This window comes from Cryobacterium levicorallinum (assembly GCF_004402405.1).
In the GTDB taxonomy this organism is placed as follows: domain Bacteria; phylum Actinomycetota; class Actinomycetes; order Actinomycetales; family Microbacteriaceae; genus Cryobacterium; species Cryobacterium levicorallinum.
Genome location: NZ_SOFE01000006.1, coordinates 32,065 through 48,446 on the forward strand (window position 1 = coordinate 32,065; position 16,382 = coordinate 48,446).

16 protein-coding genes and 1 tRNA gene are annotated in these 16,382 nt (G+C 62.8%); 7 read left to right on the top strand and 10 right to left on the bottom strand.

Annotation, left to right across the window (positions count from 1 at the left end; genetic code table 11):
• Window positions 1-4 precede the first annotated feature (4 nt).
• The 4 genes from E3O11_RS03355 to E3O11_RS03370 all read right to left on the bottom strand — a co-directional run bounded on the left by E3O11_RS03355 (window position 5) and on the right by E3O11_RS03370 (window position 3,902).
• Window positions 5-976, bottom strand: a complete 972-nt coding sequence (locus E3O11_RS03355) for an ABC transporter permease (protein ID WP_092451478.1) — start codon at window positions 974-976, stop codon at window positions 5-7.
• A gap of 11 nt (window positions 977-987) precedes the next feature.
• Entirely contained in the window at window positions 988-2,502 is a 1,515-nt protein-coding gene (locus E3O11_RS03360; RefSeq protein WP_092451476.1) for a sugar ABC transporter ATP-binding protein, read from the bottom strand.
• A 1-nt stretch (window position 2,503) separates the two neighbouring features.
• Complete coding sequence (locus E3O11_RS03365) at window positions 2,504-3,532, bottom strand: LacI family DNA-binding transcriptional regulator (RefSeq protein WP_092451474.1); 1,029 nt, start codon at window positions 3,530-3,532, stop codon at window positions 2,504-2,506.
• Between the two features lie 169 nt (window positions 3,533-3,701).
• Window positions 3,702-3,902: a hypothetical protein gene (locus E3O11_RS03370; RefSeq protein WP_092451472.1), complete on the bottom strand. Its 201-nt coding sequence runs from the start codon at window positions 3,900-3,902 to the stop codon at window positions 3,702-3,704.
• A gap of 121 nt (window positions 3,903-4,023) precedes the next feature.
• Here E3O11_RS03370 and E3O11_RS03375 point away from each other — a divergent pair, with 121 nt between their 5' ends.
• The gene (locus tag E3O11_RS03375) at window positions 4,024-5,091 is read left to right on the top strand and encodes an NAD(P)-dependent alcohol dehydrogenase (RefSeq protein WP_092451470.1); all 1,068 of its coding nucleotides are present in this window, start codon (window positions 4,024-4,026) and stop codon (window positions 5,089-5,091) included.
• A 179-nt stretch (window positions 5,092-5,270) separates the two neighbouring features.
• Here E3O11_RS03375 and E3O11_RS03380 read toward each other — a convergent pair whose 3' ends face one another.
• A complete protein-coding gene (locus E3O11_RS03380) occupies window positions 5,271-6,149 on the bottom strand; it encodes a helix-turn-helix transcriptional regulator (protein WP_092451468.1) in 879 nt (292 codons plus the stop codon).
• Window positions 6,150-6,250: 101 nt separating this feature from the next.
• On the opposite strand from E3O11_RS03380, the gene E3O11_RS03385 reads away from it, so the two are divergent.
• Window positions 6,251-7,270 (top strand): NYN domain-containing protein, encoded by a 1,020-nt coding sequence (locus E3O11_RS03385; RefSeq protein WP_233195355.1) that lies wholly within the window; start codon window positions 6,251-6,253, stop codon window positions 7,268-7,270.
• A 91-nt stretch (window positions 7,271-7,361) separates the two neighbouring features.
• Here E3O11_RS03385 and E3O11_RS03390 read toward each other — a convergent pair whose 3' ends face one another.
• Window positions 7,362-8,123, bottom strand: coding sequence for an MOSC domain-containing protein (locus tag E3O11_RS03390; RefSeq protein WP_092451466.1), 762 nt, complete (start codon window positions 8,121-8,123; stop codon window positions 7,362-7,364).
• Between the two features lie 300 nt (window positions 8,124-8,423).
• On the opposite strand from E3O11_RS03390, the gene E3O11_RS03395 reads away from it, so the two are divergent.
• Window positions 8,424-8,497 (top strand) — tRNA-Pro (locus E3O11_RS03395).
• A 238-nt stretch (window positions 8,498-8,735) separates the two neighbouring features.
• Here E3O11_RS03395 and E3O11_RS03400 read toward each other — a convergent pair.
• The 4 genes from E3O11_RS03400 to E3O11_RS17500 form a co-directional block, all read right to left on the bottom strand.
• Window positions 8,736-10,670, bottom strand: coding sequence for a hypothetical protein (locus E3O11_RS03400; protein ID WP_092451464.1), 1,935 nt, complete (start codon window positions 10,668-10,670; stop codon window positions 8,736-8,738).
• Window positions 10,667-11,668 (bottom strand): site-specific integrase, encoded by a 1,002-nt coding sequence (locus E3O11_RS03405; protein WP_166787474.1) that lies wholly within the window; start codon window positions 11,666-11,668, stop codon window positions 10,667-10,669. The genes E3O11_RS03400 and E3O11_RS03405 overlap by 4 nt, the downstream gene beginning before the upstream one ends.
• Before the next feature lie 92 nt (window positions 11,669-11,760).
• Window positions 11,761-12,366, bottom strand: a complete 606-nt coding sequence (locus tag E3O11_RS03410; RefSeq protein ID WP_166787475.1) for a tyrosine-type recombinase/integrase — start codon at window positions 12,364-12,366, stop codon at window positions 11,761-11,763.
• Between the two features lie 701 nt (window positions 12,367-13,067).
• Window positions 13,068-13,358 (bottom strand): hypothetical protein, encoded by a 291-nt coding sequence (locus E3O11_RS17500; protein ID WP_146812664.1) that lies wholly within the window; start codon window positions 13,356-13,358, stop codon window positions 13,068-13,070.
• A gap of 188 nt (window positions 13,359-13,546) precedes the next feature.
• Here E3O11_RS17500 and E3O11_RS03415 point away from each other — a divergent pair, with 188 nt between their 5' ends.
• From E3O11_RS03415 to E3O11_RS03430, 4 genes are all read left to right on the top strand, one after another.
• Complete coding sequence (locus E3O11_RS03415; RefSeq protein WP_092451457.1) at window positions 13,547-14,155, top strand: hypothetical protein; 609 nt, start codon at window positions 13,547-13,549, stop codon at window positions 14,153-14,155.
• Window positions 14,156-14,313: 158 nt separating this feature from the next.
• A complete protein-coding gene (locus E3O11_RS03420) occupies window positions 14,314-14,673 on the top strand; it encodes a hypothetical protein (protein ID WP_092451455.1) in 360 nt (119 codons plus the stop codon).
• A 135-nt stretch (window positions 14,674-14,808) separates the two neighbouring features.
• The gene (locus E3O11_RS03425; RefSeq protein ID WP_166787476.1) at window positions 14,809-15,750 is read left to right on the top strand and encodes a metallophosphoesterase; all 942 of its coding nucleotides are present in this window, start codon (window positions 14,809-14,811) and stop codon (window positions 15,748-15,750) included.
• Between the two features lie 246 nt (window positions 15,751-15,996).
• Window positions 15,997-16,374 (top strand): hypothetical protein, encoded by a 378-nt coding sequence (locus tag E3O11_RS03430; protein ID WP_092451450.1) that lies wholly within the window; start codon window positions 15,997-15,999, stop codon window positions 16,372-16,374.
• The last annotated feature ends 8 nt before the right edge of the window (window positions 16,375-16,382 follow it).

A 16,382-nucleotide genomic window follows, 5' to 3' on the forward strand; every position in this document is an offset into this window, starting at 1 on the left:
CGAGTCAGCTGCTGCGCGTTTTGCGGCGCAGCACGTCGATGCCCACGGCCAGGGCGATCACGAGGCCGATGACGACCTGTTGCCAGAACGACGTGACATTGAGCAGGTTCAAGCCGTTGCGAATGACGACCAAAACCAGGGCTCCAACCAGGGTGCCGGAGATCCTGCCGAGTCCGCCGGCCAGGGAGGCGCCGCCGATCACGACGGCCGCAATGGCGTCGAGTTCGTAGCCGGCAGCTGCCTGAGGCTGCGCGGAGTCAAGCCGGCCGGCGAGCAGCAGCCCGGCGAGGGCCGCGAACAGGCCGGCCAGCGTGAAGACGGTGACCAGGATGCGCTTGACCGGCAGTCCCGATAGCCGCGCCGCTTCGGCGTTGCCGCCGACGGCATACATCGAACGGCCGATCACGGTGCGGTTGAGGATGAACGAGGCGACCAGGGCGGCGATGACGAGAATGACGATCGGCATCGGAACCGGTCCCAGATTACCGCCGAGAAAGGAAACCTCGGGCGCGGTCTTGATCGGGCGGCCGTCGGAGATGACCAGGGTCAGTCCCCGGGCCACGCTGAGCATGGCGAGGGTGGCGATGAAGGAGGGAAGCTTTCCGTAGGCGTTCGCCATACCGTTGATGGCACCGGCCAGGGCTCCGACGAGCAGGCCTCCCACTAGGGCGAGCCACCCCGGAAGCCCGGCGCTGGCGAACATCCAGCCCGAGGACATGGCCGACAGTGCAGCCACGCTGCCGACCGACAGGTCGATCCCCCCGGCAACGATTACGAAGGTCATACCGAAGGCCAACACGGCCACGGTGGAGACCTGGATGCCGATGTTCAGCAGGTTCGGCCCGGTCAGAAAGTCGGGGGTGGCGATGAACAGGGCGAGGCAGAGCGCGACGAGGCCGACCAGGGCACCGTTGTTGGCGAGGAACTTCTTGTAGTCGAGGCCGCGGCGCGGCGTCGGCAGGGTGGTGGTGGACATGAGGTTCTTCCCTATCTCTGTTCGTGCTTCTCGTCGACATCGCGGGCGGCGAGTGTCATGACTGCGTCTTGAGTGGCCTCCGCGGCCGTGAGCTCACCGGCGAGTCGGCCGTCACGCATCACCAGAATGCGGTCGCTCATGCCGAGCACCTCGGGCAGTTCGCTGGAGACCATGAGGATCGCTCCCCCGGCCGCCGTGATTGTGTTCATCAATTCGTAGATTTCGACCTTGGCACCCACGTCAACACCGCGGGTGGGTTCATCGAGCAGCAAGACCGTGGAGGCAGCGATGATCCAGCGGCCGAACACGGCTTTCTGCTGGTTGCCGCCGGAGAGGGCACCGATCGGTTGATCGATGGTGTGCATGCGGATGCGCAGTTTTTTCGCAACGGCGGCGGCCCGACGGCGCTGGCCGGCGAAGTCCACCAGCCCCAGTTTCGCGGTGGAGGCGAGGGTTGCGTAGCCCAGGTTGTTATTGACGGAGGCGTCGAGCACCAGTCCCTGCGCCTTGCGGTCCTCCGGAACATGCCCGATACCAGCAGCGATGGCAGCCTTGATATTTCCGTTGGGCAGGCTTTGTCCGCGAACGGTGACTGTGCCGGAGGTGTACCGGTCGGCGCCCGCGATCGCCCGGATCAGTTCGGTGCGACCGGCACCGACCAGACCCGCGATTCCGAGCACCTCGCCGGCTTTGACGGTGAAGCTGATGTCGCTAAACCGCCCTGTTGACGTGAGCTTCTCCACGGTGAGGATTTCTGCGGCCTGGCTCAGGTCTGCGGAGTCCCGGGGAAACTGGTCGTCGATGCCGCGGCCGACCATCAGCTTCACGAGCTCGTCTTCGGGTGTCGAAGCGGGAACCTCCGCGATGTATTCCCCGTCGCGTAGCACCGTGACGGTGTCGCCCACCTCGGCGATCTCGTCGAGGTGATGGCTGATGAACAGCATGCCCACGCCCTGCCGTCGCAGATCGGCCATGACGGCAAACAGGCTTTCGGTTTCGTGTCGGGTAAGCGCCGCGGTGGGTTCGTCCAGGATGAGGATACGGGCGTCGACGCTCAAGGCCTTGGCGATTTCGACCAGTTGCTGCCGGGCGATGCCCAAGTCCCCCACCAGGGTGTCCACGTCGATATCGAGTCCGATCAGGTCGAGCGCGGCACGGGCCTGCCGTCGCATGGCGCGACGGTCCACGAGACCGTGCCGGGTCGGCATCCGCCCGAGCATGACGTTCTCGGCAATACTCATGGTGGCAACCAGGTTCAGTTCTTGATGGATCGTGGCGATGCCCAGCGCCTCGGCCGCTCGGGTGTTTGGCAGGGTGACCGTTGTACCATCCACCACGATGTGGCCGGAATCTGGCTGGTAAACCCCGGCCATCATCTTAATCAGGGTGGACTTGCCGGCACCGTTCTCCCCGAGCAGCACCTGCACCTGGCCCGGGTAGACGCTGACCGTGACATCGTCGATGACCGTGACCGGGCCGAAGACCTTCCCCACGTTTTGCAGGGTGAGCAGCGGTTGTTGTGTCATGTCAGTTCTTCCTTCGGCTGGCTGCAGGCAGGATGGGCGACATCGACGACGCCCGGATGACGAGTTCACTGGGCAGAACCACCGATTGCGGGCTTTCCCCGGCGATGACCTGAAGGAGCAGGTCGACAGCGATTCGGCCCATGTCCTCGACGCTGTGGGAGATGACGCTGAGGGCCGGGTTGAGCAGGGCGAACCACTCGATATCGTCGAAGGCGACCAGCGCGATGTCTGTGCCGATGCCCAGTCCCAGCTTGTGCAGAATCGCGATCGCACCGACGGCCATCAGGCTGTCGGCGGCGAGCAGGGCCGTGGGCGGGTCATCCAGTTGCAGCAGGGCGTGCACACCAGCCGAGCCACTCCCCGCTTGGAAGTCACCGAAGTAGACCAAATCGGAGTCCTGGCTGAGACCGGCGTCGGCCACGGCGGCCGTGAAGGCGGCGAATCGGTCGCGGCCCGTTGAGGTTGCCTGGGGGCCGGAGATGTAGCCAATCCGGGTATGACCGAGGGCGGCGAGGTGTTTGACGGTCTGGCGAATGCCGACTTTGCTGTCGGTGGTCACGCTCGGAACGTCGATACCGTCAACCGTGCGGTCCACGAACACGGTGGGAATCTCGCGCTCGATCAAGGCGTGGATGCTGCCACCGCCGTCACCGAGTGGCGCCACGATGATGCCATCCACGCGCCGAGAAATCAGGGTGTCGAGGTACCTGTCCTGCTGCACCTTCTTCTCATTGGCGTTGCCGAGCAGCGTGACGTAGCCCTGCGAGAGCGCCGCTTGTTCGACGGTGTGGGCGAGGTCGGCGAAGAACGGGTTACGCACGTCCGGCACCAGCAGTCCGATCGAGTCACTGCGGGTCGACCGCAGGGCCCTGGCCTGGGCATTGGGCCGATAGTCCAGCTCCTTGACTGCCGCGGCGACCTTGACGCGCGCCTGCGAGGAGGTGGCCGGGTTGCCGGAGAGCACGCGGGACGTCGTCGCCGCAGAAACGCCGGCGAGCGCTGCCACGTCTTTGATTGTGACCTCGGCCATCTGTTTACCTCATCGTGTTCGTGGAATCGATTCCATGGAATCGATTCCATTTTAGGTCGTGGGACGAACGAATGTCAACGCGATCAGCCGATTGGACTCGCTCGTCAAGCGGGCTTCTCAAACACGTGCCGCGACGTGCTCGCGGTCGCTCAAGTCAATTTGACGGCGGTCAGTCGGCGCTGATCTGTAGGCGGAACTGGTCGCGCTTGGTGTGCAGGTTCCAGAGGTGTTCGGTCAGTTTTGCCGGGACCTTCTCGGGGTGGCCAGCATTGATTCCACCGCCGAACCCGTCGATGGCGAGATATTCCCGGCCGATGCACTGTGAAGGCGTCGCGAAAGCGGATGCCCTGGGTAGGTCAGACAGTGCCATGCTGCGGCCTCGACGGTGTCGGTGGAGCGGCGTAATGTTGCACGAGCGGATGTCACCGCCGACACGTGCCACGGCACGGGGTTCCCCCGCATTCCACCACCGGTACCGAAAGACGTTTTTTATGACGACCACCGTTCCTGCCCTCGCCGCCCCCGCGGCCAACCAGCCCCTCGCTCGCACCACCATCGAGTTGCGCACCCCCGGCGCTCACGACGTCGCGATCGACATCAAGTTCGCCGGCATCTGCCACTCCGATATCCACCAGGCACGCGACGAGTGGGATACCGGACTGTTCCCGATGGTTCCCGGCCACGAGATCGCCGGCATCGTCTCAGCCATCGGCAGCGGCGTCACCCGATACCAGGTGGGCGACCGCGTCGGCGTTGGCTGCTTCGTTGACTCCTGCCGCGAGTGTGCCAACTGCCTCGCCGGCGAAGAGCAGTACTGCCTGAAGGGCGAGGTCGGCACGTACAACGACCGCAATCACGACGGCACTCCCACCAACGGCGGCTACAGCACCGCGATCGTCGTCGACGAGAACTACGTGCTCGGCATCCCAGACGGCATCGAGCTCTCCGAGGCCGCTCCCCTGCTCTGCGCCGGCATCACGCTCTTCTCCCCCCTCACGAACTGGAAGGCCGGCCCCGGCAAGAAGGTTGCCATCCTCGGCATGGGCGGCCTCGGACACATGGGTGTGAAGATCGCCCACGCGCTCGGCGCCGAGGTCACCGTGCTCAGCCAGACCCTGAGCAAGAAGGAAGACGGCCTGCGTTTCGGCGCAGACCACTACTACGCCACGAGCGACCCGACCACCTTCACCGAGCTCGAGAACCACTTCGACCTCATCGTGAACACCGTGGCCGCAAACCTCGACCTGGAGGGCTACCTCAAGCTGCTCGCCCTCAACGGCACGCTCGTGCACGTCGGAATCCCCACCGAGCCTGACAGCGTGAAGATGGTTTGGCTCGCCGCCCAGCGTCGCTCCATCGCCGCCTCCAAGATCGGTGGCATCCGCCAGACCCAGGAAATGCTCGACTTCTGTGCCGCCCACGGAATCGGCGCCGACATTGAGATCATCTCGGTCGATCAGGTGAACGAAGCATACGAGCGCGTTATCCGCAGCGACGTGCGCTACCGTTTCGTTATCGACGTTGCCACGTTTGCGGACGAGACCCGCGTCGACGCGTAGGCGCCCCGACGGGCGCGGCATAAGCCTCGCAGGTCGATAGAAAACCCAGGCACGAACCGCCCCGGGCCACAGATTTCAACGCGGCCCGGGGCATCCGTCATTAAAGGACTTAGCGCCAAGGAGCGCACCCGTCTCGAGGCACCGTACCTGCCGCGAACGCCCGGAGGGTTCTAAAAGCGTCAGCGAAGGGACTTGAGCGCGGCGGCATCCGTTTGATCGGTGCGCCACGAGGCCAAAATGCGCAGGGCGTCGTTCGAGGCGGACCTGGGTTGCGTGCTGTATACGAAGAGTTGTTGGTCGGGTTCGCCCGGAACCGGGAAGGTTTCGTAGTCCACGTCGACCCGACCAACGATCGGGTGTATGAAACGCTTGACTCCGAACGTGCACTCCCACACCCGGTGTTGACTCCACCAGGCGCGAAATTCGTCGCTCTTGACGGTCAACTCGCCGATCAGCTCGTTGAGTGCCCGGTCGTTCGGGTGAGATCGCGCGTCGTGGCGGAGCATGGCCGCCACGTCGCGGGCCACAATGTCCCAGTCCAGGTACAGGGTGCGTGCCGCCGGGTCGAGGAATGTCCATCTTGCCATGCTGCGCCCGAGTCCCACGCCCTGCGTGAAGTCCTTCAGCAACAGCTTGGCGAGGTCGTTCATGGCCAGCACGTCCATGCCAACGCCGAGCACGAACGCCGGCTGCGCGGGGAACGAGTCCATGATGGTGCGCACTGACGGCCGAATCGTGTTGGAGCGCCGCCGTTGCTGTGTGCGTCCACCGGTCGACGCCGACAACAGCGAGAACAGATAGGTGCGCTCCGCCTCATTCAGGTGCAGTACCTCGCCGAGCGCATTGACAACCGCATCGGATGCCTGCGTCACCCGGCCCTGTTCCATGCGCGCGTAGTAGTCAACGCTCACGCCGGCGAGCTCAGCCACTTCATCACGGCGCAGTCCGGGCACTCGCCGGGCCGCCGCAAGCGGGTTAATAGGAAGCCCGACATCGGCGGGCGTTAGCCGAGCTCTGGCTGAGCGCAAAAAATCAGCGAGGGTATCTTTGTCGTCCATCCCTCCAGTATCTCGCGACTGCTTGACCGCGCACCGAGTTGCCCTCTACCCGCAGCGCAGCGCAGACTATACCTACCGGATCGCAACTGAGTCTTCCGCCTGTGGCTAAGGAGCTCACCATCACTGAACCGAACGACGCCCGCGTCGGCCTTTATATCGACTTCGACAACATCGTCATCTCGCGCTATCAGCAGTTGCACGGGCGCAATGCCTTTCAGCGCGACGGCATCCGCGATTTCAACAAGTCTTCAGCGGATGCCGACCCCGAGATCGCCGCACGGCTCGCCGCCGCGACCGTTGACTTCAACGCCATCATCGACTTTGCGGCGTCTTTCGGAACTTTAGTCGTCAATCGTGCCTACGCCGACTGGTCGGTTCCGGTCAATGCAAGCTACCAGCGCCAGCTCATGTCCCGAGCGGTGGACCTGACCCAGCTGTTCACCACGACCACCCGCGGAACCAAGAACGGTGCAGACATCCGTTTAGCCGTGGATGTGGTTGAAGACCTCTTTCGGCTGCCCGATCTGACCCATGTGATCATCATCGCCGGCGATTCCGACTACATCGCGCTCGCCCAGAAGTCGAAGCGGCTGGGTCGCTTCGTGGTGGGCATCGGCGTCGCGGGCTCGACGAGCACCTCGCTGGCGGCGGCGTGCGACGAGTTTGAAGACTACGACTCGCTGCCCGGAATCGGCAAAGCCACCGCGACAGCTGTGGAGAGGCCTAAGTCCAGCAGGCGGGCGCCCGAACCCGCCGAAATTGCACCCGACCCGGCCCCCACCGAGGCCCGCAAGTTCACCACGATTCCCATGTTCTCGCACACCGATGACGCACAATTCGACGAGCCCGAAGCCGAAGACATCGACCCGCAGACCCTGGCCACCGAGCTCCTCGTGCGTGCGCTGCAGATCGGTCACGCCAAGGGCGACGACGACGAATGGCTCAACACGGGCACCGTCAAGAACCAGATGCGCCGCATGGACCCGTCTTTCAACGAGAAGCCGCTCGGTTTTCGTTCCTTCACCGATTTTCTCTCGTCGCGCAGCGACCTGGCCGAGCTGAAAGAGGATGGCCCGCAGCGGCTAATCCGGCTGCGTCCCGACGCAGAAATCCAACGCTGAGCCACGCCCTCCCCGACCAGCCTCCGGAAGTCAACCGGAGGCTGGGGCCGGCAGTCTCCCGGCGTCGCAAGGACCTGACCAGCGGGTCTGCTCAGTGGGGTGGCACGACCCGCACGTGGTCGCCGACCGACACGGTTCCCGGACGGATCACCTCGGCATAAACGCCAAACATGATGTCGCTCGCCTGCAGCCGGTAGTTGGCGAGTGTTTTCAACAGGTGGGTGCCGCGAGCGCCGGTGTCGGGGTCGATGTCGATGACCGCGCACCGGGGAATGCCGCCTTTCACGAGGAGCAGGGCTCGCCCGAGCTCGAGTTCGTGGCCAGCCCAGGAGTCTTCGACGTGCGCGTCGGCGTCGCCGGTGTCAATCGTGAAAGTGCCGCGGAATCGGCGCGTATCGACCGCTGTTTGCGATTCGCCGGCCAACCGGGCCAGGGAACTCGACGTGGTGATCGTGACGGAGTCGCCGTACACCACGGATCCCGTGACAGTGCTCCGCGCGAGGGTGACGCTGCGCCCCAGCAGCCGGGAGAATTCAGTGGCCCACGGCCCCTCGATCACCTGCATGGCGGTGAATCGACCCCAGTAGTCCAGGTCGAGATACTCGTCCGTCATTTCGGGTTCCGCCGCAACTCGGCGACTCTCGAACGCGACGGCTAGCACGCCGTCAGCCCAGCGAGCCTCGCACCTCACCAGAAGCGGATGCTCAACCGTCTTTAGAATGGTGCCGGTGTTTCGATCGACGACGGCGAATTCGCGGTCACCGATGGGACCGTCGACCGCGAGCGAAACGGTCTCACGTGGCTGGTGGCGACCACCTTTGAGGGGCGACAGCCCGATCTCTCGAATGTGCATGATGCCGTTCAGCCTAGCGAGCAGCTTGGTTGTGCACGAGGTGAACCCGCATCCGTCATGACTACATTTTCGTAGCAAGGCCGCCTACTCCAAGGCCGCACCCAGCGCGAACTGGATGCCGATTTGAGAACCAGCCAGCGGTACGTCTACGAAATAAAAACCGGCAAGCCGACAAACCGCGACGGCACCACGTGCTTGCCAGCCGTCGCCCCATGTGTTCTTGGGCGCTCTCAGAAAGCGGTAAGCTCTTACAGTTGTCTTCCGCAGGTTTTGATCGTTGAAATCGCGTTGTGGAAGCGGCGGGCTGTGGCGCAGCTTGGTAGCGCACTTGACTGGGGGTCAAGGGGTCGCAGGTTCGAATCCTGTCAGCCCGACAAAAGGGCCGTTCGCGAAACTGTTCACGAAACGGCCCGGTTGGAACAAAAAGAAATCGCTCCTGAGGATTCTCAGGAGCGATTTCTGCGTTAAGCGGATGTTGCGTGAGTCTTTACCGGCGATTCGAGGCGTTTGACTGCCGGACTGGTGATTCTCGGCGTTTCAGGGCGCGTCGGATTGTACAGAACGCTGGGGGTTTGCCCTCTCGGGCGGTACGGGTGGCCTCGCTGGACCGGTTTAGGTTCTCCGGGGAGGCCCACCGGTTTCATCGGATGCTGGTGACGCGGTAGCTGTACTTGGCGGCGTCACCCCGGGCGGGTAGGTCCCGGTGTAGGGGTTGTGCCATTCGCGGTCGCGGCGCCGCACGAGGGCGACGCTAGGTTCGCCGAACGTCTGCATTTTCGCGTCGGCCTTGATCTTGTCGCTGATGAACGCGGCGATTTTGCGGAGGTTGAAGTTGGTGAGCAGGATCGTCACGATGATTTGGGCGGCGCCGAATCCGCGAACGCGGCGACGGCTGGCCGATTCGATATCTTCGGTTCCGCCACTTTTCACTTGATTATTGAGGGACTCGATGGAGTTGCGGGCATGGGTATGAAATTCATCCCATTCCTTCGTTCCGTATTCGAAAGCCTGGGCATTGCGACGGTTCTTGGCGGTATCGAAGGACACAGAGTGCTGGCTGCAGATCTTGTCGGCGAAGTCCGGCAGGTCGTCGCCGTCGACGGCTGGTCGAATCTTGTTGGTCTTGGTCTTGGTCTTGAGGAGCTCCCGGAGCGGGCACGTTACGGTCGGGCTCGGGCCGAGCGCCGGGCACCGCAACACGGCCCGACCCTTGGCATCTGGTTTCTCCTTCTGGTGCAGCTGAAATGCGGTGCGGCTCTTGATTCGTTCACGATATGTGGCCGTATCGATCACGGCCCCGAGAAGATCCTTCGTCGCGTCCTGCAGTGGCGCGGGAGTTGCTGGGCAGTAGGTGCCGCCCTCAATGTAAAGGGCCCCATGGTCCCCGCCTTGGTGGCCGAGGCGGTCGACGCGGTAGTCCGTGGACGCAGTAAAGCCTTCGTTGAATGCGGGGTCATGCAGGCGCTCGGTGAGCGAGTTTGCCCAGTATTGCTTGTCCGCGTCGCCAACTCCCGGTTCCAGACCAAGAGATTTGGATGCTCGCATGAGAGAAACGGCCTCCTCGGCAACCCGGACGTTCGGGAGGCTCATCGTTGCGGCGACGGCCAGGCCGGGAAAGCGGCGTTGCCCCGGGGCTTCGGAGTCGACACGCACGGCGATATTGATTTCCCAGCCCCACCGATACTGGGCAGAACTGGGCTTCTTTCCGGGATCGGTGAGGTCGACCTGGCCCGCGCTTGCGTCCGTGCGTTCTCCCGTGCTGACGTGCCATCCGGCGAAGGCGTCGACGGGCCCGGGGTTCAGGGTCTTCTTCTCCTCAGTTCTGGCCTCGTCGGCAACGCGCTTGGCGAGGTTCTTGCGGGAGTACCCCTTCACTGTTGGGGTTTCAACGAAGGTCTGGTCAAAGGAAATATCAATTTTGTTGGAGGCACGGCGAATGCTGCGTGATTGTTCGTTGAACGTCATCACCAGGAATAGCTTTGTGAACTCGTCAAGTCGGGCCTTTCGCTTTTCTGCCAGGTCAGGATCGTGCGCGCGGAGGATTTCTTGGATCTCGGTATACGTTTTTGAATGGCGGCGCTCCTGCGGGAATGGGTCCATGAGATCGTTCATGCGATGGAAGGCTCGGCTGGTGTTGGCGTACCAACGGTTCTTTTCGCCGACGTGACCCACGAACGCTGCGAGGGACCTTTCGATTCCCAAAAGTTCGCGGGAGGTATCGCTGAGGCGGAACATGAGTAGGTCGCGCACGCTGGTGAGGAACATCGCTGATCCCTCCTTAGCAAGCAGCAGCATTCCGGTGAGAATCGCCCGTTCCGGTATCAGAGAGGGGCGGCCGCCGATGCTGAACGGGACTGCGTCTTCGTCGCGCCATTCCTGCAACCGTTCGAGCACTCCGGTTTTGCGTACCCGTCCTTCCATGAGCGCCACCGTTTCATCATCTATGAGCGCGTGGATCCGTCCACGGCCCATGACCTCGGCCTTCGTTATTCCACCCAGGTCAGGCTCGAGGGTGTTGAATCCGTAGTCGACGTCGCCGGCGCTCATCGCGACACCTCTTCGCCGATGATGAGGCCGAGATAGTCGTCGATGTTCACGGCTTTGGCGTGAACCAGATGCTTCTCAAGGCTGAGGGCCGACACGAAGCCCGCGATGGCCTTGAGCACGGGCAGTGGGAGACCGTTGTCGATCTGTGTGACTATCCACGTCGAACGCAGCCGGGATACTGTCGCTCGGACCCGCCCTGGGTGGTCGGTGAGGAAAGTCTGGATTGCACGTGGTCGGTACTCTTCGAGACGGTAGCCGCGGAACGCATACTCGTCGGGGTTGGTGCGGTTGTTGATGCTGCGCAGAAGGGTTCGGTTCCACGGATGCAAGACTGGAACTCGCCGTGGTCGCGTGCCGGTGACGTGCACGAAGAGCCGGTCGCCTTGTACTTCGATGTCGCGGAGGCGCACGTCCACGATCTCCTCGGAGCGGAGTCCGGCGCCGCCGGCGAGGCCGAGGATGGCCCAGGCGTTCTGTCGCTTGAGCGTGGTTGTGAGGCTGGCCGCCCAACTGTGCATGGACGCGACGTCCGACAGGGTAAACGGGCGGCGGCGGCCAGCGGTCTGAGGTGCGGCGAGTCGTTTGATGTCCGTGTCTGCGAGAGCGTCCGCAATGGCGCCAAGCTGCCGCACGAAGCCCCATCGGTGTCCCTCCGAGTGTTTGGGAAGGCGCTCCTGCAGGTACCGGTATACGTTGCTTTCGGTGTAAACGCGTTCCGCGGTCAGCGTGGTGCCGGTCGTAGTCCACACCCAGGCGCCAAATCGGGCCGACATGCACATCAGGCGCCGCACGGATTCGAACGTGCGTGGCCTCATCAGGATGGCGTTGGTAATGGTGAATTCCCGGACGGCATCCCACTGAACAGAGGACAACTGAGGGCGGTACCGGATGATGACGTGCCACACGTGGTCCGGAAGCTCGGGATCCAGAGCCCGCAGGTGGGCGTAGGTGTGGGAATCGGCAAGGAAGATGTCGTTGAGTCGGTCTTTTCTGTTCACGAACGTCTTGTGTGCGGCGGAATTTCGTTTTCCGCACCAACACCGCTGGATCCCGAACATTGCGCGTCACCACCGCAGAATCAAAACCCTGATCAGGCCCGTTTGTGGAAATTCTGCGGTGACAGCTTGTGCCCTGTTTTGGGGTCAAAACAAGCGATCTTGTCGAGCGCCGCGAGGTTTCTCAGTCCGGATATGCGAAGGAGCTCCCGCGGTGGGGTGCCTGCAGTGAGATGAGAGAGCAGCCAGGTGGCACGCATCCGGCTCGGACGCACGTCAAGTTCAGTTCGGGCGCGGAGCAGGAAATCCGTGATTTGCCCGGAGGCGGCACTTGCCCTGCCGGGGCGGAACAGCCACTCGGTCGGATCCCGGTTTTCGAGGATGCGGTGAAGGGGTCGCTGCCAGCCGTCCAGAACGGGGACGACACGCGACCGGCCCTCCCTCACGATTACCTGCATGTCATCCATGCGGGCATCGACATCGCTCGTGCGCACACCGAGAATTTCCCGCGTGGCGAGACCGGTGCCGAGACCGAGCGTCAGGAGAGCGATGGAGTCGAGTTGCCGTCTGGGGGTGCCTTGTGACATTGCCCAGCTGGCCAGCGCCGCTATCTCCGGATCCGCATACGGCCTCGTCGGTTCCGATCGAGGGAGCGAAAAATGATTCCGAGTCACCTCCGCCGGGTTGAGCGCTTCGACCATGAGTAGGAGCGTTGACCGGTGTGTGGCCCTGCTCCCCGCGGCGTACCTCGTCATGCCCAGATGGACGAATTCCTCGACAGTCACTAGCCGGAAGATGCGCCTGCGTTCAAGAGGAGTACCCCGACTCTGCCAGCACCACAGCACGAACGCCACCGCAGCTGGGTAGAGCGACCGCTCCGAGCGGCCAGACGGCGCTGCTGTGTCCGCCACTGAGGCGGCGACGAACTCGCCGATCATCTCCCAGTAGGGAAGGGCGTTGATGGGTCGGTAATCGTGCGGTTGGGAGCACCCCGCGTTCATGGTCGGATCAGCGGCTTGTGCAGACGTTCTATTCGTACGACCGGTGTGGATTCTCGCGTGGTCAACCACACACCAGGCAGGTTGAGGTTGATCAAAAGGATCAACGGGTGACCGACCCGGCAGTCGACTACCTCGACCAAGTCGAGTTCCTCTCCGTCCCTGCGGAGGCGCAACGTCCCAGCGAACGCGGCACTGGTCTCACGCCGAAGGAGTCGCCGATCAAGGTCCAACCAATACCGACTCGACGATTCAGTCGTCGCCAGATAACAGCCCGCCTCGTCATCGCGGAGCGAGTCCATGGCTTACTCCCTTCTCGGTGCTTCCTTTGCACTTACGTGCTTGCGCGATGCTGGGCGCCACCGCATCCCGACGCCTAAGTGTTCGTCGGCCGGTCATCGGTCTCAGTCTTCATCGGGGATCGGACGGATGCTGACGATCGGCGTCGTTCGCTGCCAGTAGTTCTCGAATAGTTCAGAGTCGCGGCCTTCGGTCTTCATCAGCCAATAGCCGCTTTGACCGACTGCGCACCTTTTGATTTCGAGGATCGACCGCGTTCGATCGTGCATCGACCGATGGGCACCGGGGCCAGGCAAGCGCCTGACAGTCATCGCTTCCAGGTCAAACCAATACTGCGAACTCGCCGTCGTGACAATCCAGCGTCCGCCTTCCGACCCATCCAAAGTGTTCGTCACGGTGCGTCTCGCTTCCCGAAGCGTCGAAATCCGCCGGTCTGACTAACCCGCCGCTCACGCAGAACGCTACGCACATCAGGGTCTTCAAACCTCCGACTCCACGACAAACCTCACCGAGCACCGACGGCGGAAAGTGCCGCGCATAGACCGTCCGAGGCCGCATCCCTTGCGGCCCGGAAGGGCAGGACATGCACGAGGACACCATCCCGGAGCGGTTGCACGCCAAGGCGCGCAGACTCGCGGAGCACGAACATGAGCTGGACGAACTCTCCCAGCTCTACGCGCAGTCAGACGAGGAGGTGGCGAAGGGTGGTGACCCTTCGACTGGTGCGCGCACCAAGCGGGCGGCAAATTGGGCGACGGCTCTGCGCCGGTATGAGAACTTCTGGACGGAGCGTGGACACAGCCCCCGGGAACACACTCGCAACCGCGCCACCCTCCCCGATGAAGAACGGCGCATGGGGGAATGGGCGCGGTACCAGCGCCGCTTCGAAGAGAATCTCTGTCGATACCAGATCATCCGACTCGACGTTTCGCCGGCATTTAAATGGGACCCCCACGATCATGTCTGGCAGGAGAATCTAAACGCGTGCATCCACCATTTTCGATCCACAGGACGATTGCCGTACCTCAATGGATCCGACCTGCTCGAATTCGCTCTTGCACGATGGCTCGGCCGCCAACTCCGGCAGCTGCAGATGGGCGCCCTTGAACAGTGCCGGGACGTGCGCCTCACCGCGCTTCTGGACATGCGCGGTGACGAACGAGCCGATGCCATAACCGACCGCTTCTCATGACCCGGAGAGAAAACCGACTCATCGACAAACCCACCGCGAAGTGCCGTCCAAGTCCTTAAACTGGGGCCGCAGAAGAGGCCGCAGTCGCCCAATCACACATGCTGGGACAAGCCAATATCTGTTGGGCGGACCCTCGCTCGCGAAGCAAAGGAGACCATATGAATGCGAGCGAACCGCTCTCCACAGATGAGCTTTGGATGCTTAAACAGTCCGGAATCGATGTCACGGATCCTGGCCTGGACGGACTTTACGAACAAGTCGTGGCTCGCTCAAACATTGCATTCGCAGCCCACAAACAGATGCCGCTCGACGATATTGCCGTTCTGCTCGGCGTGCCCACACAGGAACTCATCGATCTGCTCGGTGAGCAAAGCGCATGGGACGCCTCGTGGATAATGTCGACACCCCAACGGCAGTTTGCGACGGACGGGTCGGACCGCACGCCCATGGAATATCTGGAAGATGGCGGAGACCGGCAGGACGTCCTCGACTTGTTAGCTGATTCCTGCGGTTGGTGACCGCACAAGGGGTAGCGAGTTAGGCTGCATCACTCCCCCATGCGCTACCTGATGCCATCGACGGAAACACCGACCCAGCAACAGAAGTTCCTATCGATCTGTCAATCACCTTCCGCGAGACGTAGATTCGGACGCATGGCGTCGATCATCAATTCCGGCAGCGCGAGGGCATGGGACTCGAGGGCACCGCAGAACTCTCCGTTGTCTTCGGCGCGGCGCATTGGCCTCCTCGGCGATACCCACGGCGACCTGGAACACGTACTTATCGTCTCCCGCACCCTGCACGCGCGCGGCATCCGCACCCTCGTGGTGTTGGGAGATTTCGGTTTCATCTGGCCCGGCTACAACTGGGACAACGGCCTCGACAAACTCAGCCGACGCCTCGCCGTCAAAACACAGACACTCTACTTCGTCGACGGCAACCACGAAGACTTCACCCGTCTCTACCAATTTCCGCTCGCCAAGGACGGATTGCGCTGGCTGCGGCCGAACATCGCCCACATTCCCCGCGGCTGGCGAACCACCCTCGCTTCCGGCAAGACACTGGCAGCCCTGGGCGGCGCCAACTCTGTCGACGTAGCGCACCGGAGCGAAGGTTCCTCATGGTGGCCGGACGAATCCGTCACCGAGGCCGACCTGGCCTCGGTCGGACACCAACACGCCGACGTCCTCATCGGACATGACGCCCCATTGAACGTGCCATCCCTGGATACCTGGCTCGCAGAAACCAACCGTTGGTGGCCAGAAGCCGGAATCCAATATTCGGCGTCGGGCCGGGCCATGTTCCATCGAGGATTTCTGCAAGTACGACCCGAGCTCTACGTCGGCGGCCACTACCACCGCCATTTCGACGACACCATCGACTACGACGGTGACATCCCGTTCACCTCACGGGTCGTTCTCCTCGACAAGAACGGTTCGGAACATGCCATCAGCCAAGCCATACTCGACACCGAAACCCTTCACCTCGAGTATTTCGACCGCAATGACCAGACCGTCAGCGGAGAGAACAAAATTCGCAACGGCCCTCAGTTGGACGGCACAGCGGATGATGCGGCTTTTCTTGGTGAGACATGATCCTGGCTGTGTTTGGCGAGACGTTGACTCGGCTGGCGGGCTCTACACGGCCGCCGAAGTTCTCGAGGATATGACCGTGCGCGCTGGAAACCACACGTTACTTCCTCGCCTGCGGCTAGGCGTCCGTCTTCTCACAGTCAAGCGCGGATCCGCACAATGTGGCAGTTCGGCGGAACCATCAGACCGCAGCGCCTGCCGCCCGTGCCAAAGCCTACGAATGTCCGCCGACCTCGGTAGGTTGTGGCCATGACCGACCCATTCGAGGTGCCATCCACCACCATTACGCGCGGAGACCTTGCCTTTCCTGCCCGCGGTGCAAACCCAGATCTACTGCCCGCGTTCGCCGTGATCCCAAAGGAATACCGGAGCCCCGAGTCCTCTGGCGATCTGGAGGCCTTGAAATGGGCGAACTTTCAAGGCAGGTGGTTCTCCGAAGGCCTGCCGGCCACCCTACAGCTCTACCCCCGACCTGGAATCAACGCGCAGCAGGCCTTCGACCATCTAACGGTCCTGCAGGGCTGCTACGGATCCAAGCACGAACACAAGGCAGCGGCCGTCGCTTGGCTGGCCTCCCGCTGGTTCACCGGTTATGACTTCAAAGGCGTAGCCACCACACGCGAATAGCGCTGAAG